The sequence below is a fragment of the Agromyces laixinhei genome (assembly GCF_006337065.1).
In the GTDB taxonomy this organism is placed as follows: domain Bacteria; phylum Actinomycetota; class Actinomycetes; order Actinomycetales; family Microbacteriaceae; genus Agromyces; species Agromyces laixinhei.
The window spans coordinates 2,728,587-2,754,310 of the sequence record NZ_CP040872.1; the positions used below are offsets into that span (position 1 = coordinate 2,728,587).

The 25,724-nt window shown below is 69.9% G+C and carries 20 protein-coding genes and 1 tRNA gene; 7 read left to right on the forward strand and 14 right to left on the reverse strand.

Features of this window, described 5'->3' with window-relative positions; all coding sequences use genetic code 11:
• Positions 1 to 8 precede the first annotated feature (8 nt).
• Both FHG54_RS12925 and FHG54_RS12930 read right to left on the reverse strand, forming a co-directional pair.
• Positions 9 to 332, reverse strand: coding sequence for a DUF7882 family protein (locus FHG54_RS12925; RefSeq protein WP_139417633.1), 324 nt, complete (start codon positions 330 to 332; stop codon positions 9 to 11).
• A gap of 33 nt (positions 333 to 365) precedes the next feature.
• Positions 366 to 1,250 carry an SDR family oxidoreductase gene (locus tag FHG54_RS12930; RefSeq protein ID WP_139417634.1) on the reverse strand — a complete coding sequence of 295 codons (885 nt, stop codon included), beginning with the start codon at positions 1,248 to 1,250 and terminating at the stop codon, positions 366 to 368.
• 197 nt (positions 1,251 to 1,447) lie between these two features.
• Between FHG54_RS12930 and FHG54_RS16385 the strand changes: the two genes are divergently transcribed.
• Positions 1,448 to 1,612, forward strand: coding sequence for a hypothetical protein (locus tag FHG54_RS16385; protein WP_168197178.1), 165 nt, complete (start codon positions 1,448 to 1,450; stop codon positions 1,610 to 1,612).
• Positions 1,613 to 1,615: 3 nt separating this feature from the next.
• Here FHG54_RS16385 and FHG54_RS12935 read toward each other — a convergent pair whose 3' ends face one another.
• The 6 genes from FHG54_RS12935 to FHG54_RS12960 form a co-directional block, all read right to left on the reverse strand.
• On the reverse strand, positions 1,616 to 1,813 hold the full coding sequence (locus FHG54_RS12935; protein WP_139417635.1) for a hypothetical protein: 198 nt from the start codon (positions 1,811 to 1,813) through the stop codon (positions 1,616 to 1,618).
• Positions 1,814 to 1,918: 105 nt separating this feature from the next.
• On the reverse strand, positions 1,919 to 2,632 hold the full coding sequence (locus FHG54_RS12940) for a DUF1345 domain-containing protein (protein WP_139417636.1): 714 nt from the start codon (positions 2,630 to 2,632) through the stop codon (positions 1,919 to 1,921).
• Between the two features lie 136 nt (positions 2,633 to 2,768).
• Positions 2,769 to 2,845, reverse strand: a tRNA-Met gene (locus tag FHG54_RS12945).
• A 68-nt stretch (positions 2,846 to 2,913) separates the two neighbouring features.
• Positions 2,914 to 3,789, reverse strand: a complete 876-nt coding sequence (locus tag FHG54_RS12950; protein ID WP_168197179.1) for a class I SAM-dependent methyltransferase — start codon at positions 3,787 to 3,789, stop codon at positions 2,914 to 2,916.
• A gap of 1 nt (position 3,790) precedes the next feature.
• Entirely contained in the window at positions 3,791 to 6,700 is a 2,910-nt protein-coding gene (locus FHG54_RS12955; protein WP_139417638.1) for a UPF0182 family membrane protein, read from the reverse strand.
• A 59-nt stretch (positions 6,701 to 6,759) separates the two neighbouring features.
• Positions 6,760 to 7,875, reverse strand: a complete 1,116-nt coding sequence (locus FHG54_RS12960) for a YlbL family protein (RefSeq protein WP_139417639.1) — start codon at positions 7,873 to 7,875, stop codon at positions 6,760 to 6,762.
• A gap of 180 nt (positions 7,876 to 8,055) precedes the next feature.
• Between FHG54_RS12960 and FHG54_RS12965 the strand changes: the two genes are divergently transcribed.
• Positions 8,056 to 9,417 (forward strand): zinc-dependent metalloprotease, encoded by a 1,362-nt coding sequence (locus FHG54_RS12965; RefSeq protein ID WP_233437772.1) that lies wholly within the window; start codon positions 8,056 to 8,058, stop codon positions 9,415 to 9,417.
• A gap of 819 nt (positions 9,418 to 10,236) precedes the next feature.
• On the opposite strand, the gene FHG54_RS12970 is transcribed toward FHG54_RS12965, so the two are convergent.
• Both FHG54_RS12970 and nudC read right to left on the reverse strand, forming a co-directional pair.
• Positions 10,237 to 12,051 carry an ATP-dependent helicase gene (locus tag FHG54_RS12970; RefSeq protein WP_139417640.1) on the reverse strand — a complete coding sequence of 605 codons (1,815 nt, stop codon included), beginning with the start codon at positions 12,049 to 12,051 and terminating at the stop codon, positions 10,237 to 10,239.
• On the reverse strand, positions 12,036 to 12,986 hold the full coding sequence (gene nudC, locus FHG54_RS12975) for an NAD(+) diphosphatase (RefSeq protein WP_139417641.1): 951 nt from the start codon (positions 12,984 to 12,986) through the stop codon (positions 12,036 to 12,038). The genes FHG54_RS12970 and nudC overlap by 16 nt, the downstream gene beginning before the upstream one ends.
• Before the next feature lie 92 nt (positions 12,987 to 13,078).
• Here nudC and FHG54_RS12980 point away from each other — a divergent pair, with 92 nt between their 5' ends.
• A complete protein-coding gene (locus FHG54_RS12980; protein ID WP_198165860.1) occupies positions 13,079 to 14,353 on the forward strand; it encodes a phosphotransferase in 1,275 nt (424 codons plus the stop codon).
• Here the strand turns inward: FHG54_RS12980 and FHG54_RS12985 are convergent.
• Positions 14,263 to 17,562, reverse strand: a complete 3,300-nt coding sequence (locus tag FHG54_RS12985) for an ATP-dependent DNA helicase (protein WP_139417642.1) — start codon at positions 17,560 to 17,562, stop codon at positions 14,263 to 14,265. The two genes, FHG54_RS12980 and FHG54_RS12985, sit on opposite strands and share 91 nt — an antisense overlap.
• Positions 17,559 to 20,681, reverse strand: coding sequence for a UrvD/REP family ATP-dependent DNA helicase (locus FHG54_RS12990; RefSeq protein ID WP_139417643.1), 3,123 nt, complete (start codon positions 20,679 to 20,681; stop codon positions 17,559 to 17,561). Before FHG54_RS12990 ends, FHG54_RS12985 begins: the two co-directional genes overlap by 4 nt.
• Positions 20,682 to 20,774: 93 nt before the next feature.
• Between FHG54_RS12990 and FHG54_RS12995 the strand changes: the two genes are divergently transcribed.
• The gene (locus FHG54_RS12995; protein WP_139417644.1) at positions 20,775 to 20,999 is read left to right on the forward strand and encodes a DUF3107 domain-containing protein; all 225 of its coding nucleotides are present in this window, start codon (positions 20,775 to 20,777) and stop codon (positions 20,997 to 20,999) included.
• Position 21,000: 1 nt separating this feature from the next.
• Positions 21,001 to 21,306: a hypothetical protein gene (locus FHG54_RS13000; RefSeq protein WP_139417645.1), complete on the forward strand. Its 306-nt coding sequence runs from the start codon at positions 21,001 to 21,003 to the stop codon at positions 21,304 to 21,306.
• Between the two features lie 43 nt (positions 21,307 to 21,349).
• On the opposite strand, the gene FHG54_RS13005 is transcribed toward FHG54_RS13000, so the two are convergent.
• Positions 21,350 to 22,069: a ferritin-like fold-containing protein gene (locus FHG54_RS13005; RefSeq protein ID WP_232333737.1), complete on the reverse strand. Its 720-nt coding sequence runs from the start codon at positions 22,067 to 22,069 to the stop codon at positions 21,350 to 21,352.
• Between the two features lie 143 nt (positions 22,070 to 22,212).
• On the opposite strand from FHG54_RS13005, the gene FHG54_RS13010 reads away from it, so the two are divergent.
• Complete coding sequence (locus FHG54_RS13010) at positions 22,213 to 23,745, forward strand: DEAD/DEAH box helicase (protein ID WP_139417647.1); 1,533 nt, start codon at positions 22,213 to 22,215, stop codon at positions 23,743 to 23,745.
• 18 nt (positions 23,746 to 23,763) lie between these two features.
• Here the strand turns inward: FHG54_RS13010 and FHG54_RS13015 are convergent, their stop codons facing one another.
• A complete protein-coding gene (locus FHG54_RS13015) occupies positions 23,764 to 24,633 on the reverse strand; it encodes a PHP domain-containing protein (RefSeq protein ID WP_139417648.1) in 870 nt (289 codons plus the stop codon).
• Positions 24,634 to 24,686: 53 nt separating this feature from the next.
• Between FHG54_RS13015 and FHG54_RS13020 the strand changes: the two genes are divergently transcribed.
• Positions 24,687 to 25,706 carry an endonuclease/exonuclease/phosphatase family protein gene (locus FHG54_RS13020; protein WP_139417649.1) on the forward strand — a complete coding sequence of 340 codons (1,020 nt, stop codon included), beginning with the start codon at positions 24,687 to 24,689 and terminating at the stop codon, positions 25,704 to 25,706.
• The last annotated feature ends 18 nt before the right edge of the window (positions 25,707 to 25,724 follow it).

Genomic DNA, 25,724 nt, shown 5'->3' on the forward strand with positions numbered 1-25,724 from the left:
GCGGCCGTTCAGTCGATCTGGAACGACTCGGATTCTGCCGGCTCCGGCACGTGCTGGAGGCCGCCGGTGCTGCTGGCCGACGCGATGAGATCCTCGATCCAGAGCCGGTTCAACGCCGGCGGCCGGTTGCCGCTGAAGACGAACTGCACCGGAATCGACTCCTGGAGCCACATCGTCGTGCGCCCGCTGCCTCGTTCGACGCCGTGCTCCCACGTGAACGCGAAGCTCTCGGACCGACGCAGCTTGGTGATGATGGCCACCCTGAGATGCGCCAACGTGCGATCGTCGATGTCGAATTCACGCAACGACGTGCCGTAGATGAGCTTTCCCATGCATCGAGAATACGTCGAACGAAGCCCCGCAGATCACAGCCCCCGACCGCCGGTCACCGGAAGGATCGCGCCCGAGACGTACGAGGCGTCCTCCGACGCGAGGTACACATAGGCGCCCGCGAGCTCGGCAGGCTGACCGGCCCGGCCGAGCGGCGTGTCGTGACCGAACTCCGGTACCTTGTCGGGCCATCCGGTCGCAGGGATCAGCGGCGTCCAGATCGGTCCGGGTGCAACGGCATTGACGCGGATGCCCCGCGGCCCGAGCTCCTCAGCGAGCGCCTTCGTGAAGGCGACCAGTGCCGACTTCGTCATCGCGTAGTCGACGAGACGCGACGACGGGTCGAATCCCTGGATCGAGGTGGTCGTGATGATGCTCGCGCCGGCCGCCATATGGGGCACCGCAGCGCGCGCGAGGAACACCGGCGCGAAGAGGTTCACCCGCATCACCGACTCGAAATCGTCAGTGGGGATCTCATCGATGCCGCCACGGTCTCGCTGGTGGGCGGCGTTCAGAACGAGCAGGTCGAGTCCGCCGAATGTCGAGCGCGCCCGTTCGATCACGTGCTCGCAATGAACCTCCGATCGCAGGTCACCGGCAAGCAGGAGTGCCGATCGCCCGGCCTCTTCGATCCAGCGTGCCGTCTCCTCGGCGTCATCCGATTCGCTCTCGAGAAAGGAGATCGCGACGTCGGCTCCCTCACGAGCGAAGGCGATCGCGACGGCCCTCCCGATGCCGGAGTCACCACCGGTGATGAGCGCCTTCCGCCCGACCAGACGACCGGCTCCCCGATAGCTCTGCTCACCGTGATCGGGCCGCGGCGCCATCTCTTCGGTGCTGCCGGGCGGGAACTGCTGCTGTCTCGGAAACGGACCGGCAGAATACTTCGTCGTCGGGTCGATGAGTCCGGAACGCGCCATGGGCTTCCTCCTCTACTCGTCTCGTCGATGTTCGTTCCTTGGTCACGCTACGGGCGAGCCTGCAAGCGCGACAGGGGTTGACAGCGCCTCAGCGCACCTCGGGATGTCAACCCCTTTCCGGGAACCCGGCGATCCCATAGCGTTCACTACATCCCGGGTCAGTCTGCTGCCCGGGAGCGACAACCGAAGGAGTCCCCATGAACATCCTGTTGATCATCGTCATCGTCGTCGCCATCATCCTCGCGATCACCGGCGGTCTCGTGCAATCGCTCCAGTTCCTGCTGTGGGTCGGTCTTGTACTCCTTGCGATTGCGGTGATCGCCTGGCTCATCCGAATGATCGCGGGACGCAACAGCGCGTGAGCGCTAGGGTCGCCGAGATCCGTCGGGGTCGTCGCGTTCCGGCCGAGCGTCGGTCTGGTTCGCTCCGATCTCTGCGCCCGCACCCTCGCCGTGAGCCGGATCGCCACTCTCATCCTGGCTCGTGACGGCGTCTTCGGGGAGCTCGGAGTCCACGTAGGCTCCGGGCTCTTCATCGGGTAGTCGGTCGTTGTGTGTGGACATGACTGGCCTCCGTCTCTGTCGTGGTCATGGTTTCCACCACCGTCGCATCCGTCTGGCACGCACTCAAGGGCTTGACATGCCGGTGCGGGCCTCACTCGAGCCGACTCAGTTCGAGAGGAAGACCACCGTGATCAGCATGGCGATGATGAAGGTGCTGAATGCGAACGCGATGAGGGTCTGCCCCGTCACGACTCGTCGGGCGAGCGTCGTCAAGATCGAGACATCGGAGGACGAGAAGGTCGTGGCGATCTGCGCCGACAGGTAGAAGTAGTCCGCAAAGACCGGCTGCGATTCATCACCGGGAAACTCGAGGCTCGGTACCGCCGCGTTCAGTCGCGCGTAGTGCACGGCGTATGCGTACACGGTGACCAACCACGCGGAGACAACGACCCCCACACCGAGCCCGTTCGCGACGGGGCTGTCGATCAGACCGGGAGACGCCAGGAGCAGGGCCACCGAGGCGAGGGCGAGAATCGCCCAGTGCACGTTGAGCGTCGGGCCCGCACCCGACAGCCTCGCCTCGAAGAGTTCGCGTCTGCGAGTCGGGGTGGTCGCCGTGATCCAGGCGTGCAGTGTCGCTGCGTCGCGGCGCGCGAAGACCCTCTGCGTCAGCACGGCGTACGTGACCGAGTAACAGATCCAGAACACGAACGACGTGACGACGACCGAGTCGGTCGAGAACCTGAAGTCGACGATGACGTGGGAGATCACGAACACGAGCACGGTGACACCCGCGGCGATGGCCATCGAGGTCCAGTTGCGCCGGGCATCGGATGCGAGCGCCGGCACACCTGACCGCGTGGTCTTCGTCACGATCACGGCCGGATCCCCATGCCGCAATTCTGCAGGGGCGGCACCCGCCCGGTCAACGAACCGCGCCGACTCATCGACGCCATGCGCCAAGCCGCTCGCGCACAAGAAAGGCCCGGTCAGAATTGCTTCTGACCGGGCCTCATGGTTGCGGGGGCAGGATTTGAACCTACGACCTCTGGGTTATGAGCCCAGCGAGCTACCGAACTGCTCCACCCCGCGGCACAAGAAGAAACTCTAGCACGAGATCTGAGCCCGTGCGAATCGAGCACGGCACGGTCGGCCCAGCTTCAGCTCTCGGCTACAGCAGCCTGCGCGCGCGGCACTGCGACGAGCTCGAACGAGAGTGGAAGCCACTGCTCGGCCGGCCAGCCGAACATGCCATCGCCGAGCTCGACCGTCGCGGGGAAGATGCGCCACGGCACCCGGTAGTGCTCCGTGAAGGTCTCGACCTCGAGGCCGGCGCCGCGAAGCGCCTCGAAGATCTCACCGAGCGGATGCATCCACTCCCAGGTGCGCGCATTGACGAGCGCGGCCTCAGGGTCGGCGTAGTCGCTCGCATCGTCGATGATGTCAGGTGTCTCGTTCACGTAGGGGTAGGCGAACGACGGCAGGCCGCCGGGCCCGCCGTCGCCGTCGAATACGAACGCCGCCGGATGACCGTCGGCGAAGTGGAAGCGGCCGCCGGGCTTCACGAACCACGACACGATGCGTGCCCACTCCGCGACATCCGGAAGCCACCCGATCGTGCCCCACGACGTGAACACGAGGTCGAACGACTCCGGCTCGGGAAGCATGTGGCGGGCGTCGTAGACGTTCGCCTCGATGAACCGGGCACGGTGCGAGAGACCGAGCTCTTCTGCCATACGGCGCGCCTCGACGACGGCCTGCGACGAGAAGTCGATGCCGACGACCGTGGCCCCGAGATTCGCGAGCGACAGCGTGTCGGAGCCGAAGTGGCACTGCAGATGCAGCACGCGCACGCCCTCGAGCCCGTCGGGGTAGAGACGCTCGATCGTGTCACGCACGATCGGGTCGAGCACGTCGCCGCCCTCGCGGAGGCGCGTGCGGTCGTACATCTCCGATGCGACGTGCACGGCGACACGTTCGTTCCAGTTCGCGAGATTGTCGTCGAGCCACTCGCCGCTGCGCAGGTCGACGCCCACGTCAGGGCTCCTTGGTGGCTTCGAGGAGCTGTGCGATGATCTCGGCGAGTTGCGCATCGGCGGCACCGTATGCAGCCCAGTCTCCTTCGGCGAGTGCCGCCTGCTTGTTCTTCAGCGCCTGCGAAGCCTGATTCAGCAGCGCCTGCACCTCGTCGCTCGGGGCTTCGGGGGTCGTCGGCTCCTCGCCGTCGCCCTCGTCGGGCGGTGTGGGCGTTGTTCCCGGCTCCACCTCGTTGTCACCCGCGTCGGCACCGGAGTCGCCGCCGAAGAGCACGTCGAGCGCGAGGTCGAGCGTGTCCTGGAACGCGATCTGGTCGCCGAACGCCACGAGCACCTTCTGCAGCAGCGGGTAGCTCGTATTGCCGGTCGATTCGACGTAGACGGGCTGCACGTAGAGCAGGCCGCCACCCACGGGCACCGTCAGCAGGTTGCCGTTGATCACGTTCGACTGGCCCTGTTTCAGCAGGTTGAGCGATTGCGAGACGGTCGGGTCGGAGTTGAATTTCGCCTGTACCTGACCCGGCCCGGGCACGTTGTCGTCTTCAGGCAGTGTCAGGAGCCTGAGCTTGCCGTAACCCTCTGCGCGTTCGCCGTCTTCGCTGCCCGCATCGGCGTCGACGGCGAGGTAGCCGCGCAGCACGTTGCGGCTCTGATCGCCGCGAGCCTCTGGAATGAACGTCGAGTAGAGCGAGTAGCTCGGCGCTTCCTGACCCGGCATCTGCATGGTCAGGTAGTAGGGCGGTTGCAGCAGCGTGCTGGCGGCGTCGGCCGTCGGGTCCTTCGGAGTCGTCCACGCGTCTTCACGCGAGTAGAACGGAACCGCCTCGGTGACGTGGTAGCGACCGAGCACTTCGCGCTGCACCTTGAAGAGGTCTGACGGGTAGCGCACATGGCTGATGAGGTCGCCCGACATCTCGCTCATCGGCTCGATCGTCGTCGGGAAGATCTTCTGCCAGGTCTGCAGGATCGGATCCTCGTCGTCCCACGCATAGAGCGTGACCGAGCCGTCGTAGGCGTCGACGGTCGCCTTCACAGAGTTGCGGATGTAGTTGACCTCGTCGAAGGCGAGCGTCGGCGCCTCAGTCTCGCTGTCGGCGATCGCATCGCTCATGCTGACCTTGTTGGAGTACGGGTACTGGTCGGAGAGCGTGTACCCGTCGACGATCCAGACGAGCTTGCCGTCGACGACCGAGGGATACGTGTCGGAGTCGAGGGTGAGGTACGGGGCGACCTTCTGCACGCGCTCGATCGGGTCGCGGTCGTAGAGGATCTGCGAATCGGTCGTGACCTGGTCGGAGAGGAAGATCTGCTCGGACTGGAACTTCAGCGCGTAGACGAGCTTCGTGAAGGCGTTGTCGAGCTTCGGTCCGCCCTCGCCCCGGAACGTCGTCTGGGTCTGGTCGCCCCCCTCGGAGCCCGACGGATAGTCGAGTTCGATCGGCTTCGCATCTTTCGGAGCCCCGACGATCGAGTACGCGGGCGAGTCCTCGCCGAAGTACACGCGCGGCTGGAAGTCGCCGAGCACGCCGGATTGCGGGATGCCCGACTGGAGGAACACCGGCTGGCCGTCGACCGAGCGCTGGTTGCCCGCGGCGGCGACGAGGCCGTAGCCGTGCGTGTAGACGAGGTGCGAGTTGAACCAGGTCTCGGCGTCGCCGAGGCCCGAGAGGTTCACGTCGCGAACCGCCACGACCATGTCTCGCGTTGCGCCGTCGATCTCGTACCGGTCGACATCGAGCGCCGACGGGAACTGGTAGTACTGCCGGAATTGCTCGAGTTGTTCGAACGCGGGGCTGATGACGAGCGGATCCATGAGTCGGATGTTCGCGGTCGTCTCAGCGTCTTCGCGGAGCGCGCCGGGTTCGGCGTCGGTCTTCGCCTCGAACGGGATCTGCTCGACGTCGGCGACGCCGTATGCGTCTCTCGTCAGGTCGATATTGCGCTGGATGTACGGCTCTTCGAGCGAACGGGCACTCGGGTCGACCTGGAAGCGCTGGACCACCCACGGGTAGAGCGAACCGATGAGCAGGCTCGAGACGACGAGCAGCGCCGTGCCGACGAGCGGCAGGCGCCATCGGCCCATGATCGCGGTGATGAAGAAGAGCACCGCGACGACGGCCGCGATCGCCGCGAGGATGCCGCGGCCGGGGATCGTGGCATGGACGTCGGTGTAGGAGGCACCTGTGATGAGCGAGCCGGTCTCGGTCACCGTCGCATACTGGTCGAGCCAGATGCTCACCGCCTGCAGCAGCAGATAGATGCCTGCGGTCACGGCGATCTGAATGCGGGCCGACTTCGAGATGACGACCTCGCGGCCGCTCACGCGGAGCGCGCCGTAGAGGTAGTTCGTCGCGATGACGAGCAGCACCGACAGCAGCACGACGGCGGAGGCGAAGCCCACCACCGAGCGGTAGAACGGCAGTTCGAACACGAAGAAGCCGACGTCGAACCCGAACTGCGGGTCGGTCGTGCCGAATGGCGTGCGATTCAGCCAGGCGAGCGTGAGCTCCCAGCGGGTGGAGGCGGAGACCCCGGCGAAGATGCCGAGCACGACGGGGATGCCGTACATCGCGAGCCGCCGCAGGGGCTCGAAGACCTCTTGATACCGGTCGAGCTGCGAGTTCAGCTTCGCGTAGACCGGCCGCGAGCGGTAGGCGATCTGGATGGATCCCCACACTGGCAGCGCCATGGCGAGGAACCCGACCAGGAAGAGCACGATGCGCGCGATCCACTCCGTCGTGAGCACCGAGAGGAACCCGAGCTGGTCGTACCAGAGCACATCGGCGTAGATTCCGGCGAAGGCGAAGAACGCGATGACGAGCACGCCGACGACGCCGATCGTGATCGCGATCGGGGCGCGTCGACGCCTGACCCTCGGTTCTTGCGGCTGTGCTGACACTCTCGGCCTCATGCTCGGTCGGGATGGGATCGGGATTCCATCCTATGGTCGGGTTCCTTTGAATGAGCTGTTCACTCGGGGCACGACGGATATGACCCGGTGACGTCGCCGTCGGCGACGTCTTCGACGATCGTCCGCGCCTGGTCGAGCGTCGAGACGGCGAACACGGTGACGCCGTCGGGCACATGACCGGTGACCTCGTCGCAGTTCGACTCGGGAGCGAGGAACCAGCGGGCCCCTGCACCCTCGGCAGACCAGAGCTTCTGACGGATGCCGCCGATCGGCCCGACTGCGCCCGCGGAGTCGATCGTGCCCGTTCCCGCGATGATCTCACCGCCCGTCATCGGGCCGCGGGTGAGCTTGTCGACGATGCCGAGCGCGAACATCATGCCGGCGCTCGAACCGCCGACGTCGTCGAGCTGCAGCTCCACGTCGATCGGGAACTCGTAGTGCATGCGCACGCCCACCCCGATCACGGTGGCGCCGCCACGGTCGACGGGCGTCACCTCGACGGTCTGCGGCTCACCGTCGCGGATGATGTCGATCTGCGCCGGAGCATCCGTGCCGTGCTCGCGCACCGCCGCCTGCAGTTCGCCGATCGAGTGCACCTCGGTGCCGTCGAGGGAGACGATCACGTCGTCCGCCTCGAGGATGCCGTCGGCGGGCGAGTCATCGAGGAGCCCTGCGACGGTCACCTCACGCGGAAAGTCGTGGCCCAGTTCGACGAGTGCGGCGGCGATCGCATCTTGTTGCGAGTCGACCATGGCGATCTCGTTCTGGGCGTCGCGGTCTTCGGACGTGACGCCGGGCGGGAAGTACACCTCGATGGGGGCGACCGAACGCGTTCGATCGAACCACGCGCCGATCACCTCGAGCCAGCTCGGCGTGCGGCCGGGGCGCCCGAGCACCGAGACCGTGAGCAGGTTGAGCTCGCCTTCGGTGGGATACGTGGTCTCATCGGGGATCTCGATGAGCGGCACCTCTTCGCCGTCGCCGTTCTCGGCGACGCCGAGGGTGTCGTAGACGGGGCCCGGTTGCGCGAACACGTAGGGGGACGGAATGAGCACGAACACGATGCCGATCACGATCGCGACGGAGAGGGCGATCCATCCGATGCGCTCGGAGAGCGGACGTCGCTCACGGCTCGTTCGCGGCGCCGACGACGGCTCGTCGGAGAAGAGGGCCATCCGTGTTCCTTCCGAGGCGACGGGTTCGTCGCAATCGCGCGCGCCGGGGCCGGCGCTGTTCGCGATGGGCGGACACCCGGAACGCCCAGCCTAGGCCATTTCCCAGACACTGTGCCGCGTCTCGGCGTTACGGTTGAACCTGACGCGACTGGGAGGTGGCCGGAGTGGCCGATCGGCAAGATGAGCCCGACGACCGGAACCCCCGAAGACGAGTTCCGCGAGATGCTGCGCGAACTGCTCTCGGGTGCCGGCGACATCGACCCGTCGAGCCTCGCCGGCGCCGCGGGCCTGCCCAATGACCCGGCGAGCATCGCCGCGCTGTTCTCGCAGCTGCAACAGGCGATGAACAAGGCCGATGACGGCATCGACTGGAGCGTCGCCCTGCGACAGGGCGAAGAGCGCGCCGCGGCCGGTCAGCTCCAGATCGACGATGAGGCACGCGCGAAGTTCGATCAGGCCTTCCAGGTGGCTTCGCTCTGGCTCGACGAGTCCGTCGACTTCGGCGCGCTGCCTGGCACCCCCGAGGTGCTCACCCGGCGCGCATGGGTCGCAGCGACGATGCCGATCTGGTCGCAACTGGCCGAGCCGGTCGCCCTCTCCATCTCCGACGCCCTCACGAGGGTCATGAGCGAGCAGGCACCCGAAGAGATGCGGTCGATGATCGAGGGGGCGAGCCGCATGATGCGCGGCGTCGGTGGAGCGCTCTTCGCGATGCAGCTCGGTCAGGTCGTCGGTCAACTCGCCACCGAGGTCGTCTCGGGCGGCGATGTCGGCATTCCGCTCCTCGATGACGGCCGGGCGGCGATCCTGCCGCAGAACGCGGCCGAATTCGGCAACGACCTCGACATCCCGACCGACCAGATCGAGCTCTACCTCGCGGTTCGCGAGCTCGCCCACGCGCGACTGTTCCGGCACGCCCGCTGGTTGCGCCTGCACCTCATCACCGCGATCACGGCGTTCGCGCGCGGCATCGACATCGACACCGAACGACTCGAGGAGCTCGCCGAGGGCTTCGACCCGTCGAACACCGAAGAACTGCGCAACGCCGTCGTCAACGGGGCGCTCATCCGCGGCAGGAGCGAATCACAGCAGGCCGCACTCGCCCGCCTCGAGACGATGCTCGCGCTCGTCGAGGGCTGGGTCGACGCGGCGACCGCCGACGCCACGGCACGCCTGCCCAAGTCCGACGCGATCGCCGAGTCGATCCGTCGTCGCCGGGCGTCGGGCGGGCCGGCGGAGTCCGCATTCGCGACCCTCGTCGGCCTCGAGCTGAGGCCGCGGCGGCTCCGGGAGGCCACTGCGATGTGGCGCGCCGTCACCGACGCGGTCGGCGTCGAGGCGCGCGATGCGCTCTGGTCGCACCCCGACCTGCTGCCGACCGCCGAAGACCTCGACGATCCGGCCCGACTCGTGGCCCGCCTCACGGGTACCGACAGCGCCGAAGCCGAGGCCGACGACGAGTTCGACCAAGCGCTCGAGCAACTCCTCCGCGGCGAGACGCCCGCAGCGCCGGGCGAAGACGGCGAAGAACCGGCGAGCTGACCGGTCATCCGGCGCGCAGACGGCGCTCCGCCTGTGGAAGGATTCCGCGACGAAGCGCGCCGTTCGGGCATGCTCTCGTCATGTCTCCGCGCATCGACCCGCGCCTCCCCGTCGTGTGGCGCTCCCCCACCGAGATGCAGCTCGGCACGACTCCGCGTGTCGTGCTGCACGACCCGGGCGAGTTCGAGCACGGGCTCATCACCGCTCTTCGCCACGGGGCGGCTCCGGCGACCCTCCAGACGATCGGCACCGGGCTCGGCGGGTCCCCCGAGGCGGTGCGCGCACTCCTGAAGACGCTCGCGCCCGCATTCGAACCGGATACCGCGGGCAGAGCGGCGGGCACGAGCAGAGCGGAGGCCGAAGCATCCGCTCGATCGCGACGAGTCGCCATCGACGCGCCACGTGAGATCGGCGACCGCCTCGCCGAGCACCTCGCAGTGCTCGGCCACGAACCGGTGTCCGCCATCGACGCCGACCCCGCCGAGACGGCACTCGCGGTCGTCGCGGCGACCTGGGTGATCTCCCCCGCGCGCCACCTGCCGTGGCTGCGCGGCGATGTGCCGCACCTCGCGGTCGTGTTCGACGACAACGGTGCCCGCATCGGCCCGCTCGTCGAGCCTGGCGACGGCCCGTGCCTGCGTTGCCTCGAACTCGCGCGCCGCGACGACGACCCCGCATGGCCCGTGATCGCGGCCCAGCTCGCCGGCCGCCCGGCAGCGAGCTGCACCCCTCGAGCCGTGCACGACGTCGTGTCGCTTGCGGCGTCCCTCATCGACGACCGGCTCCACCACGCGCACAACCCCCTTCGGGAGTCGTCGGTCAGGCCGGGGCGCCCGGGCGAGGCCTCGGCGCCGACGGCGCACCGGTGGCACTCCGAGTGCGGGTGCCGAGCTCTTGCAGGAACCTCGACGGCTCCCGTTCGCCTCGATAGCCGCCGCCCTGACGCGGCCAGCTCAGCTCGAGGCGCCGCCGTGCCCGCGTGATGCCGACATAGAGGAGGCGTCGCTCCTCGTCGATCGCGTCGAAGCCCTGTGCATATGCGATCGGGAGCATGCCCTCGGTGAGCCCGACGATGTGCACCTGGCCCCACTCGAGGCCCTTGGCCGAGTGCAGGGTCGCGAGCGTCACCGCGGCGACCGTCGGCTCGTGCTGCGCCTCGGCGCGGGCTCGCAGCTCATCGGCGAACGCTCGGAACGTCGTACCGGGCGGCGCGTCGTCGACGAGCCGGGCGATCGCGTTCAGCGACTCCCAGCGGGCGCGCACCGCGCCCGGGCCCTCGGGAGCCTGCGTGCTCCACCCGAGTGCGCGCAACACGTCGCTGACCGACTTGAAGAGCGGCTCGCCGGCGATCGTGAGGGCGGCGGCACGCAGCGCGTGCACCGCCTCGCGCACCTCGGGTTGGTCGAAGAACCGCGAGGCGCCGCGCACACGCGACCCCACCCCGACCTCTTCGAGCGCTCGCTCGAGGATCGCCGACTGCGAGTTCACGCGCATGAGCACGGCGATGGATTCCGGAGCGACGCCGGCGTCGATGCTCGCGCGAATGCGGGTCGCGACACCGCGTGCTTCGGCGAGGTCGTCGGCGTATTCCGTGATCGTCGGCTCGGCGTTCGGCTTCGGCGCGGCGGTGGTCGGCTTCGTCGTGGACCGCGACGTCGTCGCCGTGGCATCCGTCTCAGAAGAGACCGCCTCGAGCCGCAACGCGCCTGCCCTTCCGCGCATGAGCCGGTTGGCGACGCCGACGATCTCGCTCGTCGAGCGGTAGTTGCGTTCGAGACGCACGACCGTGGCGCCCTCGAAGCGGCGCTCGAAGTCGAGCAGGTACTCGGCGCTCGCCCCGGCGAACGAGTAGATCGTCTGGCTTGCGTCGCCCACGACGCAGAGGTCGCGTCGTTCGCCGAGCCAGAGCTCGAGCAATTGCTGCTGAGCAGGTGAGACATCCTGGTATTCGTCGACGATGAAGTGCCGATAGCTCTCGCGCACGTGCATCGCGACGGATGCCTCGGACTCGATCATTCCCGCTGTGGCGAGCAGCACGTCTTCGAAGTCGAGCGTGCGCCGTTCGTCTTTCAGCGACTCGTAGGCGTCGACGACCGCGAGGAACTGCTCGGCGGTGAGCTTGCCCGGCGCACCGCGGGTGGCGAGCCGCGTCGTGTAGCTCTCAGGCCCGGCGCACGAGACCTTGCGTCTCTCGATCTCGGCCGCGACGTCGCGCAACGTCGCCGTGTCGACTCGGACCTTGGCGCGCTCGGCGGCCTGCCCGAGCAGACGCCCCTTGAACTCGAGCACGCGAGGCGCGTTGCCGCCGACGACGATCGGCCAGAAGTGGTTGAGCTGCGCGAGGGCGGCCGCATGGAACGTGCGCGCTTGCACGGCGCCCGCGCCGAGAGTGCGCAGCCGCGCGCGCAACTCGGCCGCGGCCCGCGAGGTGAAGGTGAGCGCCATCACGCGAGCGGGATCGTACGTGCCCGACGCCACTCCGTACGCGATGCGATGCGTGATCGCACGGGTCTTCCCGGTGCCGGCGCCGGCGAGCACGCAGACCGGCCCGAGCAGCGCTTCGGCAGCGACTCGCTGCTCCTCGTCGAGCGCATCGAGCAGGGGGTCGGATGCCGCGGTCACGACGTCGCCCATGCGAGCCCCACTCCCTCGGGGTCGATGGGCCGGCCATACCAGCGTTCGAGCAACCAGCGTGCGATCGACGTGCCGCCCGGCAGGCCGATCTCGGCCCGCGCTGCGGTGATCTCTTCACGGGAGAACCAGCGCAGGTCGAGGATCTCCTCGCCGTCGGGCACCGCCGACGACGGCTCGGCCCCCGCCGCGATGCGGGCCGTGAAGCCCAGCATGATGCTCGCCGGAAACGGCCATGGCTGCGAGGCGACGTATTCGACCCGGTCGACGAGGATCCCGGCCTCCTCTTCGATCTCGCGCACCACCGCGGCCTCGAGCCCTTCGCCGGGCTCGACGAAGCCGGCGAGCAGCGAGTAGCGGTTCGCCGCCCACAGCGCGTTCGAGCCGAGCAGCACCCGATCGTCGTCGTCGGTCACGAGCACGATGACGGCCGGGTCGGTGCGCGGGAAATGCAGGCCGTCGTCGATGGTGCAGCGCCGCGCCCATCCGGCTTGCACGGGCACCGTCGCGGCGCCGCAGCGACCGCAGTACCCATGGCGTTCGTGCCAGTTCGCGAGCGCGACCGCCGGGGCGACGAGACTCAGATCGCGATCACCCAGCACCCCGGCGGCCTCGCGGAGCCCCTGCCACCTGGCCGCTTCGGGTTCGATCGACGCCGCGGCATCCGCGCCGAAGACCCGAAGCTCGAACCGCGAGCCGTCGTCGCGTCCGAGATAGCAGCGCAGAGTCGAAGCGGGAAGATCGCCCGGGCGCAGGAGCTCGAGGAGCGGCGCCGACCCCTCGACGCGCTCGGCGAGGAGCACCCGCCCCCGGTGCAGCGCGACGACGCGCGTCGAGGGGTCGGCGTCGAGCGACGGCTCGAGCCCGGGGTCGGCGCGCGACACGGCATCCCGGTCGATCGTCGAACGCGCGAAGACCGGCGGTGTCGGTTCGATCACGTGCCACCCCTCGATGCCGGGTCGGAGTCGGAGTCGGCCGGAAGGCGTGGCGGTCGCCCGCCGCCGCGAGTTGCCTGCTTAAGCTGATTGCCATGGCCAGACCTCCTCTCACTCTAGCCGCGTTGGCCACGGCGGCGGTGCCCGGACTCGAGGTACGGGCGGTGCGCGCACTGTCTCGCAAGAGCCACGGCGCCTTCGACGCGGTACTGCTGCGAGACACCGATGACCGCCTGCTCGTGCTGCGGGTGCCCCGCTCGCAGGGCGCCGAATCCGAGCAGTCGGCCGACCTCGTGGCGCTGCGCGCACTCACCACCGGCATCCGTTCGCGCCTGCCGTTCGACGTTCCCGAGTTCGTCGGCCAGGCGCCGGTCGACGGCACCCGCGCCGTGGTCACGAGCTACGTTCCCGGCGCCGCCCGCACCGCCGACGAGCTCACCGAGCACGACGGCATCGCGACCTCGGTCGGGCTCGCGCTCGCCGCGGTGCACGCCCTGCCGACGGGATTCATCGCCGACGCGGGTCTGCCCAGCCAGACCGCCGACGAATCGCACGACGGCGTCGTCGACCTCATCGGCCGGGCCGCCGACACCGGCCACCTGCCCGCCGCGCTCCTTCGGCGCTGGGAGGAGGCGACCGACGACGCCGCGCTCTGGCGTTTTCGCCCGACCGTTGTGAACGGCACGCTGGCCGCCGACTCGCTCCTCGTCGACGGCGACGCCGTGACCGGGCTCATCGGTTGGTCCGCGCTCGCGCAGGGAGACCCCGCGCGCGACCTGAATTGGCTGCTCACCTCGCGGGGCGACTCCGCCGAGCGAGCCCTCGACGCGTACTTCGGTGCGCGATCCGGCGAAGCCGACGCGCACTTGCCGCAGCGCGCGCTGCTGTATGGGGAACTGGAACTCGCCAAGTGGCTGCTGCATGGCGTCGAGACTCACGACGAGGCGGTCATCGCCGACGCCGTGGGGCTGCTCGACGGACTCGTCGAGAGCGTGCATGATCGGTCCAGCGAACCCCTGTCGCCCGAGACCGGGCCGATCCTCACCGTCGGCGACGTCGAACGGATGCTCGATGAGACGCCGCGAGGGAGCCGGCCGCGCGAGAACGGCTCGAACCTCCTCACCGACAGCTACGACTTCTCCGAGCTCGAGCGCCGTGAAGCCGGCGAACGCGACACCGCGCCCTTCGACGCCACCGCGCCGATCCCCCTCGATCTCTCGGATTGGGGTGATGCAACGCCCGGCGCTGCGGACCCCGTCGCGTCGGACCCCGGCGACGGTCAGCGCGACACCGACGGGGATACCGATGGCGACGCCGGTTCGGATGCCGCGACCGACGCCCAGGCCCGGCGCAACGCCGCCTCGTCGTAGATGGCGTCGGGCCTGATGACCCGGTCGTCTTCGACGAAATAGAACACCGCGTCGATCGTGTCGGGCGAGGTGCCCGCCCACTTCGCATACGCGAGCCGGTAGAGCGCGAGTTGCGTCTGCTTCAGTTCGAGATCATGCGCGTCGCGCGGCGCCTTGCCCGTCTTCCAGTCGACGACCTGATGACGGATGCCGCGCCGACCGAGCTCGCTCGACGGGTCGACGTCGTACACCGCATCGAGCTTGCAGACGAAGACGTTGTCGCCGATCGGCAGGTGCAGTTCGATCTCGACGGCAGAAGGCCGTCGGCCGCCCCACTCCGACGCCTCGAACGTGGTCTGCAGTTCGCGCAGGCGCTGCGCGGTCGGGTCGGCGACGCGTTCGTCGAGCGGAACGACCGATGCGAAGTACGCCTCGGGGTCGTCGAGCGCGTCGATCGCCCCGGCCTCGATCTCACCCGTCGACCGTTGCTCGACCCACTGGTGGAACAGGGTACCGATGCGGGTCGCCCGGTACGGCCTCTGCGGCATCGGCCTGCGCAGCTGCCCGGCGACGGCCGCGGGGTCGTCGACGTAGTCCTTGAACCGCGAAGCGGGCACTCGCACCGGCACCTCGACGCTGCCTGGCCCTTCGGCGCGACGACGACGCTCTTCGAGGAGCAGCCGGATGCGATCGGCCAGCACCGGGCCGATGCCCTCGCCACTCGGCCGATCGGCTGCAGCTCGCACCGCGTCGGCGGCGGCGGTCACCGCACGACGGCGCGCGCCGAGCGGGTCGAGCGGCCAGCTCACACGCTCGGCCCCGCCGACCCGCGGGTTCTCGTCGTGCTGTGAGGCGACCGGCAACGCCCCGGCCTCGATCACTCCGGCGATCACGAGTTCGCGCAGGAACGGGCTCGGCATGCGCGGCGCCTTCTGGCTCGCCCACCACGACCCCGACAGCAGCAGATCGCCGCGCGTGCGGGTGAGAGCCACGTAGGCGAGGCGTCGCTCCTCTTCGGCATGACGCAGCTTGTTCTCTTCGGCGAAGTCGCCGACCGCGCGGTCGAACTCGGCCTGGCTCTGGACGCCGCGCCACTGGAGCTCTGGCAATTCACCGGCGTCGCCCTTGAACTCGAAGGGCAGCTCACCGAACGACAACCACCCCTTCGACGAGCGCGGCTTCGAGGGGAGCTCGTCGCCGACCATGCGCGGGATCGCCACGACGTCCCACTCGAGGCCTTTCGAGCCGTGGATCGAGAGCACCTGTACGGCGCCGGGCTCTGGCTCGTCGTGACGCGGCGCCAGCCGGTCGCGCTGCTCGGCCTCGGTGAGCCAGCCGAGGAACGCGCCGAGCGTGGCGTGTTCCGAGACCTCGGCGAAGCCCGCGAGCAGCTCGTCGAATGCCTCGAGGCTCGGCGCCCCGAGCGGCTGCGACGCGTTCGCTGCGACCTCGATGTCGAGCAGCAGCTCTTGCTGCACGAGGCTGACGAAGTCGATGAGGCCGAGACCGGCCCGGCGTCGCAGCGATTGCAGCTGCGCGCCCGCCCGCCGCATGCGGGCGAGGCCGATCTCGCTGAAGCCGGCCAGCGCGGAGTGCGAGTCGGGCGCCACGAGCAGGAAGTCGAGGGCGTCGACGATCGACGGCGATTCGTCGGGCGCGATCGATGCGCGGAGCCCCGCCCGTACTTCGTCGCCGAGCCGCCGTGCGCCGAGATCGCGGTCGGCGAGCCACTTCGCGAGCGAGTGCAGCGCGGCGAGGTCGGCCGGGCCGATGCGCCAGCGGGCACCGCCCAGCACCCGCACGAGTTCGGAGCCCGCGGTGGGATCGTTGAGCACGCGCAGCACGCAGACGAGGTCGGCGATCACGGGCTGGTCGAGGAGGCCCGCCATGCCGAGCACGTGCACGGGAACGCCTCGGGCGCGGAGGGCCGCAGTGAAGATGCCGACGCTCGTGAAGGTGCGGCAGAGCAGCGCCCCGCTGCGATGTGCGGCCTCGTTCGAAGCACCGCTCGCCGCGCTTCCGCCGCGACCGAGGCGCTCGGCGAACCATCTCGCCACGAGATCGGCCTCCTGCTCGATCGTCTCGGCCCATGCCGCCTCGAGCCGGCCGTGCTGTGCGAACGGCGACGCAGCGAGCGGTGCCTTCGGGATGCCGGCGTCGAGCGGCAGGATCAGCGTGTTCGCGCCCTCGAGGACGACCTTCGGGTTGCGCCAGCTCGTGGACAGGTCGTAGACGGCGGCATCGCGGCCGGGTGCGAAGTCACGGCCGAAGCGCGCGAGGTTCGCGGCGCTCGCGCCGCGCCATCCGTAGATCGACTGGTCGGGGTCGCCGACCGCCATGACGGCCTGCTCGCCGAACAGCCTGGAGAGCAGGCGCGTCTGCACGACGCTCGTGTCTTGATATTCGTCGAGCAGCACGGTGCGATAGCGCTCGCGGTGCCCGGCGACGACCTCGGGGTGGCGCTCGCAGATCGCGAGCGCGAGCGCGACCTGGTCGGAGAACTCCACGAAGCCCCGCTGCTGCTTCGCCGCCGCATAGGCGTCGGCGAGCTCGAGCAGCGGCGGCAGCGCTCCGACGACGCCGAGCGCGTCGACGAACGACGTGAAGTCGGTGCGCTTGCGCGGCGCCTCGATCGGCAGCCCCTCCATCGCGAGGAAGTCGCGGGTCATGGCCCGCACATCGCGGCTGTCGGCGACGTTCTCGGCGAGCGCGCGACTGAGCGAGAGCACCGCACCGGTGACCTTGTCGAGCGAGGCGTCGAGTTCGACGAGGCGTTGGTCGGCCGATGCCGCGACGACCGACCGTGCCAGCTGCCAGGCGGATGCCTCGCCGAGCACGGCCGCGTCGGGCTCGCGCCCGATGAGCATGGCGTGTTCTCGGTAGATCGCGCTCGCGAAGGCGTTGTACGTGCCGACCGACGCGGATTCGAGCGGATCGAGCGAGACGTCGGCGATTCCGAGCGAGACGAGCTGCGCGATGCGCTCGCGGATGCGCTCGGCGAGCTCGGCCGCGGCCTTGCGGGTGAAGGTGAGCCCGAGCACCTCGGATACGTCGACATGGCGGTTGGCCAGCAACCAGACCACGCGATTGGCCATCGTCTCGGTCTTGCCGCTGCCCGCCCCCGCGACGACGATGCTCTGGCCGCGCGGGTCGGCCTCGATCACGGCGCGTTGCTCGGCGGTGGGCGCGTGCAGCCCGAGCCGCACGGCGATGTCGGCGGCGGCGATCATGCCGACACCGCCGGCACGAGGTGCACGCGGTACTGCCAGGCGCCGAATCTCGAGCGGAAGCCGAGTTCGGCCGGCCCCTCGAACTCACTGCCCGACATGGTGCGGGCGACGTTGCCGAGTCGCTCGCGGAACTCCGACTCTGCGGCGTCGTCGAACGGCTGCTGGGCGCGTTCGGTGAAGGCGTTGCCGCGCGTGGGCTTTGCGAGGTAGACGAGCTTCGCACCGCCGAGCGCGCCGCCGCTGGGCACTTCGCCGGCGCGCGCCGCCATCTGGTAGGCCGCGAGTTGCGGGTGCGCAGCGGTCTCGGCTGCAGACGGCGGCGTTCGGCCGGTCTTCAGATCGACGATCACCGTGGTGCCGTCGGCCGAGGCCTCGACACGGTCGATCGTGCCCGAGATGCGCACCCGGTCGACGACGAGCGTGAACCGCCCCTCGGCGCCGAGCAGCACCTTGCCGTCGTCGACGAAGTTCGCGAGATAGTCGGAAGCCCCTTCGGTCATGCGCCGCGCGCCGCGGAGTTCGCGTTCGGCCACCCACCCGGCGTCGAAACGCAGTTCGCGCCATCGCTCTTCGACGGCGGACCACAGGGTCTCGATGCTCGTGTCGCCGTCGTCTCTGGCGCCGGCCTCTTCGACGACGGCGTGCACGATCGTGCCGATCGAGGCGGCGAGACCCGACGGCGGAGAGGCCACGTGGTCGATGAACCAGCCGAGCGGCGACTCCTCGGCGCGATCGATCTGCGACGGCGACACCGAGACGAGGGCTTCGGGGTCGCCCTCGAGGTCGACGAGCGGCGCCGTGGTCGATGGCCCGGCGAGTCCGTACCACTCGTCGGGGTGCGCTCCGGGCACGCCCTGTTCGGCGAGCAGGGCGAGTGCTGCCGGGGCCTCGCCGCCGCCAGAGCTCGTCACCTCTTCGCGGAGGGCCCCGACGAGACCGCGCAGGTGCAGCGGGCGACGGCGGCCCGACTTGATGCGCTCGCTCGCGTACCCCATGAGCATCGAGGGCTGTTCGTCGTCGTTGGCAGTGCAGCTGAGCACGAGCTGCCGGCTCGCCCGCGAGGCGGCGAGCGCGAAGAGTCGCAACTCGTCACCGCGCACCGACGCCCGCGCCTCCGCGACCGTCTCGGTGGCCGGCAGGGGGGCACCGGAACGCGCTGCGGCGACGACGCGCGGGAGATGTGCCGCATGCAGGAGCGTGCCGCGAGGACGGAGATTCGGCCACACGCCGTCTTGCAGACCGGCGATCACGACGACCTCGAACTCGCGACCGATCACCGCGGGCGGCGTCGTCACGACGACGCTCTCGGCCGAGCGTTGCGGCGCGAGCGAGTCTTCCGGCAGCTCACTCGCGAGCACCTCGTCGACGAACCGCACGGTCGGGGCGTCGGGCTCGCGTTCGACGAACCGCTGTGCCGCCGCGAAGAGCGCGACCGCGGCGTCGAGCGCACGGTTCGCCTCTTCGGCGAGCACGCCCGTGCCGGCGGCCTGCGTCGACCACTCGGCAGCGAGTCCGCTGCCCTCCCAGATCGACCAGAGCACCTCTTCGATCGTGCCGCCTCGATGCGCGACGCCGCGAGCGGTCGCGAGCAGCTTCGACAGCCGCGCCGCACGGCGTGCAGGGGCCGCGTCGATCGTCTCGAACCCGCCCGGCGCGGCGATCGCCTCGACGAGCAGCTCGTCGGCCGTGCGCGTGCCCTCGTTCGCGAGTTCCTCGTGCCGCAGCGCGAGCCGAAGGCGCCGCAGCCCCACACTGTCGAGGCGGCCGATCGGCCCGGTGAGCACGGTCACCGCGAGCTCGGGGGTCAGCGGCTCACGATCGAGCACGAGCGAGGCCGCGGCGAGCAGCGCCGCCGCCGCGGGAGCGTCGCGCAGTGCGGTGCGGGCGGCGTTGCCGGCGGTGGGCACATCGGCGAGCGCCAGCCCGCGCTCGAAGCCGGGCACGTCGCCCCCTGAGCGCAGCACGACCGCCATCGACGACCACGGCACGCCGCCCAGGAGGTGACGCTCGCGCAGCACCGCGGCGACGGCCTGGCACTCCGCGGCGTGCGAGGGCGCTTCGATGCCGAGCACCGCGGCGAGTGGATCGACATCGGCTGTCGCGTCAGCATCGATCGCCGGTGCGGCGTGCACGGCCGAACGGTGCGTTCCGCCGAGTGCGGTGCCGATGTGGCCGCTGACCGACTGCACGATCGACCGCAATTCGGGTCGGCCGCGGTGCACGACGGGCAGGTCGAGGCGCTGCACGGCGCCCGCGCCGAGCACCGAACCGAGCGAGCCCAGGAGTTCGGCGCACCCTCCGCGGAACCCGTTGGAGGCGACGTCGGGGTCGCCGAGCGCGACGACGGTGACGCCGCGGCCGGCGAAGGCGCCGAGGAGCGCTGCGGTCGCCTCGGTCGCCTCTTGGGCGTCGTCGACGACGATGAGCCGCAGTCGCGCGAGTGCACCGAGGGCGGCGGCCGCCGTGGGATCCGTCGTGCTCTGCCGTACGATCGCCGCGGCGAAGGCGCCGAGTTCAGACGAGTCGTACTGGTTCGGGCGCAGTTGCGCCTTCACCTCGTCGTACTCCTCGAGGAATGCCGCGGCCGCGACCCACTCGGGCCGGCCGGAGCGCTCGCCGAGCGCGGCGAGCGCGGGGGCGTCGACACCGTGCTCGACGGCCCGCATGAGCAGGTCGCGAAGCTCGGAGCGGAAGCCGCGGAGCACCCGCACCTCTGGCGTGAGCGGATCGGGCCACGACGGCCCGAAGCCGTCGCGGATGCCGCCCTCGAGCAGTTCGCCGATGATCTGGTCGTGCTCGGCGCCCGTGAGCAGCGTCACGGGCACCCCCGTGTACGCCCGCACGAGCTGGAACGCGATCGAGTTCGCCGTGCGAGCGAGGGGGCCCCTCGTCGTGACGCCCAGTCGCACCGCGAGCCGGTCTCGCAGCGCAGTCGCCGCGACGCGCGTCGCCGAGAGCACGAGCACCTCGTCGGTGGCATGGCCGAGGTGCTCGATGCGATCGGCCGCGAGCTCGATCGAGAACGTCGTCTTGCCGCTGCCCGGGGCGCCGAACACGGCCGCGTGCGTGCCTGCCGCGAGCCGTGAGACGGGGGCATCGGATGTCGCGGTGACCTGCATGCCGGCAACGCTAACGGGTTCCGCCGACAGTGAACGGGCACGGGCCCGGCCGGCCCGTGTCGTAGTGTTGGCGCAACAGTAGAAAGGTGCACCGTGGACGTTCGCATCGGCATCCAGAACTCCCCCCGTGAGCTCGGCTTCGAGACCTCGCAGTCGGCCGCAGAGGTCGAGCAGGCCGTCGCTGCGGCGCTCGCCGGCCAGTCGGCGCAGCTGACGCTCACCGACGACAAGGGCGCCCGGTACGTCGTGCCCGCCGCCGCACTCGCCTACGTCGAGATCGGCTCCGAGGAGTCGCGCCGCGTCGGCTTCGTCGCCTGACATGGAGCTCATCTTCATCGTGGTCGGCGGCGCCATCCTGGGCTTCGCGATGCAGTTCGTCGTGCCGCAGCGCCACCTCCGCGGCGTCGCGGTGAGCGGGTCGATCGGCGCCGCCGTCGCCGCCGTCGTGTGGGTCGCGCTGACCTGGCTCGGCTGGCCATGGGACGGCGGATGGATCTGGGTCGTCTCCCTCGTCGCATCGGCCCTCGTGCCGGCTGCGGTGCTGTACCTCATCACACCACGCCGTGAACGGGGCGACACCGCGCTCTTCGAGCGACTCTCCCGCCCGGGTGTCGCGCGGGCCTGACCCCTGGTGAGGCACGCACCCCGACGAACGGGGCCGCGACCGCTCAGGCCGTGAGCCCGAGCGCGTCCATGCGGCGCGTGTGCGCCGCGATGAGCTCGGTGAAGACGGGCTCGACGTCGGCACCTCGGTCGCGGGAATCCGAAGCGCGCAGCGCCGATCGGGCCATCAGCAGCGTGTCGCCGACGAGGCTCCTGCCCCAGAGGGCGAGACGGTCCGAGAGGCCGGGCTCGACCTGCGATTCGATCGCGGCGAACAGTTCGTCGTGCAGCACCGCCCCCCACTCCGCCTCGTCGAGGATCACGCGCACGCGTGCGGAAAGCTCGCGGGGCAGCCCCTCGGCCAGACGCGAGAAGTAGTCGTCGAGCATGCCGGAAGTGACGTGGATGCCGAGCAGCAGCTCGTACCAGTCGGCTCCGGCGCTCGCCTGGCGGAATCGGTCGACGGCGGGAGCGAACGGGGCCATCACCTCTTCGGGGACGACCTCCAGCCGGCGGATCTCTGCGACGAGCGCGTGATGCTGCTTCAGCGCGATGCCGGCAGCGCGACTGAGCCCGGCCTTCGAGGCAAGCGAGGGCGCCGTCGCGACAGCACGCGCGAGGGACTCGAAGAACTCGAGCTGGATGTAGGCGGCCTGGCCGAGGAACGGCACCGGATCGGGCACGAGCTCCGTGAAATCGACCTTCGCGAGATCGGCCGGTGCGACCCGCGGGCGCCGCCGAGCAAGCTCAGGGCGCGGGATGCGCCGATTCGACCAGAGAACCACAGCAGACAGCTTACCGAGGCCTTCACGAGGTCTCGGATAGGGTAGAGGGTGCATGCGGGCGATGGATCCGCAGCCGTGCGCCTGGGGTTGAGAACGGGGCGCGCATCCGACCGCCACCTCGAGCACCACGAACAGGCAGACTTTTGACCACTTTCACCGACCTCGGCATCGCGCCCGACATCGTCGACGCCCTCGCCGGGAAGGGCATCATCGATGCCTTCCCCATCCAGGAACAGACCATCCCCCTCGCCCTCTCGGGCCAGGACATCATCGGCCAGGCGAAGACCGGCACCGGCAAGACCTTCGGATTCGGGCTGCCGATCATCCAGCGCCTCGGCGACGACCCCGAGCCCGGCGTCAAGGCGCTCGTCGTCGTGCCGACCCGTGAGCTCTGCGTGCAGGTGACCGAAGACCTCGAGCTCGCGACATCCGAACGCTCCACCAAGATCGTGTCGATCTACGGCGGCAAGGCCTACGAGGGACAGATCGAGCAGCTCAAGGCCGGCGCGCAGATCGTCGTCGGCACCCCCGGGCGCCTGCTCGACCTCGCCTCGCAGCGCCTGCTCTCGCTCAAGAACGTGCAGGAGATCGTGCTCGACGAGGCCGACAAGATGCTCGACCTCGGCTTCCTCGCCGACATCGAGAAGATCTTCGCGCAGACCCCCGCGGTGCGCCACACGATGCTCTTCTCGGCCACCATGCCGGGCCCGATCGTCGCGCTCGCCCGCCGCTTCATGTCGAAGCCCATCCACATCAGGGCGACCGACCCCGACGAGGGTCTCACGCAGGCCAACATCAAGCACCTCGTCTACCGCGCGCACTCACTCGACAAAGACGAGGTCATCTCGCGCATCCTCCAGGCCGAGGGGCGGGGCAAGACCGTCATCTTCACGCGCACGAAGCGTGCGGCGGCCAAACTCGTCGAAGAACTGAACGACCGCGGCTTCAACGCCGCCGCCGTGCACGGCGACCTGAACCAAGACCAGCGCGAGCGCGCCATGGCCGCGTTCAAGGCAGGCAAGAAAGACATCCTCATCGCCACGGATGTCGCGGCCCGCGGCATCGACGTCGACGACGTCACGCACGTCATCAACCACACCATCCCCGACGACGACAAGACGTACCTGCACCGCGCCGGTCGCACCGGCCGCGCCGGCAAGACGGGCATCGCCGTGACCTTCGTCGACTGGGACGACCTGCACAAGTGGGCGCTCATCAACCGTGCCCTCGAGTTCGGTCAGCCCGAGCCGACCGAGACGTACTCGTCGAGCCCGCACCTGTTCACCGATCTCGACATCCCGGCCGGCACCAAGGGCCGTCTCAAGCCGTCGTCGGCCGTCGCACCGACCCGCTCGGCGACCGCCGGTCGCAACGAAGGCGGCCGCTCCGGAGGGCGACGCTCCGAGGGGCGTTCCGAGCGATCGGATGCCGGTACCGAGCGCGCACCCCGCACCCGCAGTCGCAACCGCACGCGCGGCGGCAAGCCGGCCGGCGAGACGTCGACCGCTGCGACCGAGTCGGCGAACGCCGATGCCGCGACCGAGCTCGCCGTGAAGGAGCCCGGCACGGGCACGCACGACGGCAAGGGCCACGAGCACCACGACGGCAACGCCGCTCCCCCGCGCCGCCGCCGTCGTCGCGGCCCGCGCACCGGTGGCAGCACGCCCCAGGTGTGACGTCACGGCCCGGTTCGGCTACGGCAGCACCGGCGCCGATCCCCGGCCCTCGGCGATGATCGCCTCGACGACGTCGGGGTCGGTGCGGCACTGGCCGAGGCTGTTCGGCTTGCCGGTGCCGTGGTAGTCGCTCGAGCCCGTGACGCGAAGCCCGAAACGCTCGGCGAGGGCTCGCAGCCGCGGCTTCGCATCGGCGCGGTTCTCGGGGTGCTCGATCTCGAGCCCGAAGAGGCCCGCCTCGACGAGCTGCTCGAGTCGCGCGGGCGGAATGACACGCTCGGCGCCGCGGGTGCCCGGATGCGCGAGCACCGGCACGCCGCCCGCAGCGCGGATGAGCCGCACGCCCGTCAGCGGATCGGGCGCGTAGTGCGGCTGCGCGTAGCCCGCTCGCGGGTGCAGGATGCCGTCGAATGCCGCCGAGCGTGAGGCGACGTGGCCGCGGGCGACGAGCGCGTCGGCGATGTGCGGCCGGCCGATCGTCGTGCCCTCGACGGTCTGGGCGAGCACGTCGTCCCAGGTGAGGGCGTAGTCGCGGCCGATGCGGCGCACGATCGCCTCGGCACGGTTCAGCCGCGATTCGCGGATGCGCGCCGTCTCGGCGATGAGCGACTCGTCGAACGGGTCGATGAGGTACCCGAGCAGGTGCACGCTCGTGTACCCCTCACGGGTCGAGAGCTCCATGCCGGGAATGAGTGCGACGCCGGTCTCGGAGACGGCAGCAGATGCCTCCACCCAACCGCTCGTGGAGTCGTGGTCGGTGAGGGCGACGCCCCAGAGGCCGGCGCGTGACGCCTGCCGCATGAGTTCGGCCGGCGCTTCGGTGCCGTCGGAGACCGTCGAGTGCGTGTGCAGGTCGGCTTCTCCCGCGTCGACGGTGGTTTCCGGCATCCCCTCATGCTAGTCGCGGCATTCTCACGGTCAGCGCCCCTAGTGTGGATGGAATGCTCCCCCGCATCCTCGGCTGGGCCATCGTGCTCGGCACCGCCGTCATGGCGCTCGTCCTCCTCTGGCCGCAGGCGTTCGGCCTGCAGAACCAGTGGGTGGCCGCGCACATCGTCGCGCTTCGCGGCACGGCGGCCGCGGGCGGGATCGTCGCGCTGCTCCTCTTCCTCCTCCTCGCGCTCGCGCGGCCGCTCCGCGTCTTCGCGTTCGCGATGGCCGCGGTGTTCGCGCTCTTCGCGGCAGGCAACATCACGGTGCTGACCGCTCGCGGCTTCGGCGGTTCGACCTCCGAGGCCGGCGCCGACTCGGTGACGGTACTCTCCTGGAACACGCTGGGCGAGGTGCCCGATGCGTCGACGATCGCGGGCCTCGCGCTCGAGCGAGGTGCCGACATCGTGGTGTTGCCCGAGACGACCGAACCGCTCGGTGAAGAGGTCGCGATCGCGATGCGCGAGGGCGGCAACCCCATGTGGGTGCACACGGCCTCCTACGACGACATCGCGAAGGCCCGCTCCACGACGATCCTGATCAGCCCCGACCTCGGCGACTACGAGGTCGTCTCGGCGAACGCGCCCGGCCCGCCGGGCAACACGAACACCGTGCCGAGTGTCGTCGCCGACCCCGTCGACGGTGACGGCCCGCGCATCGTCGCCGTGCACGCGGTCGCACCGATCCGGTGGGAGCTGCGCAACTGGCGCAGCGACCTCGACTGGCTCGCTGAGCAGTGCGCCGGCGACGACGTCATCATGGCCGGCGATTTCAACGCCACGGTCGATCACTTCGCCGGTCACGGCATCGACGGCGGTGACCTGGGGCGATGCACGGATGCCGCGGCGCACGCCGGCGCAGCGGGCCTCGGCACGTGGCCGACCGACGTGCCGCCGTTCTTCGGCAGCCCGATCGACCATGTGATGGCGACGCCGAACTGGAGCGTCGAGGCGTTCGAGATGCTCGAGAGCCACGACGACGCCGGCAGCGACCATCGGCCGGTCGTGGCGACGCTCGTCGCGGCCGATTGACAGGAGGCGGTGCGAGAA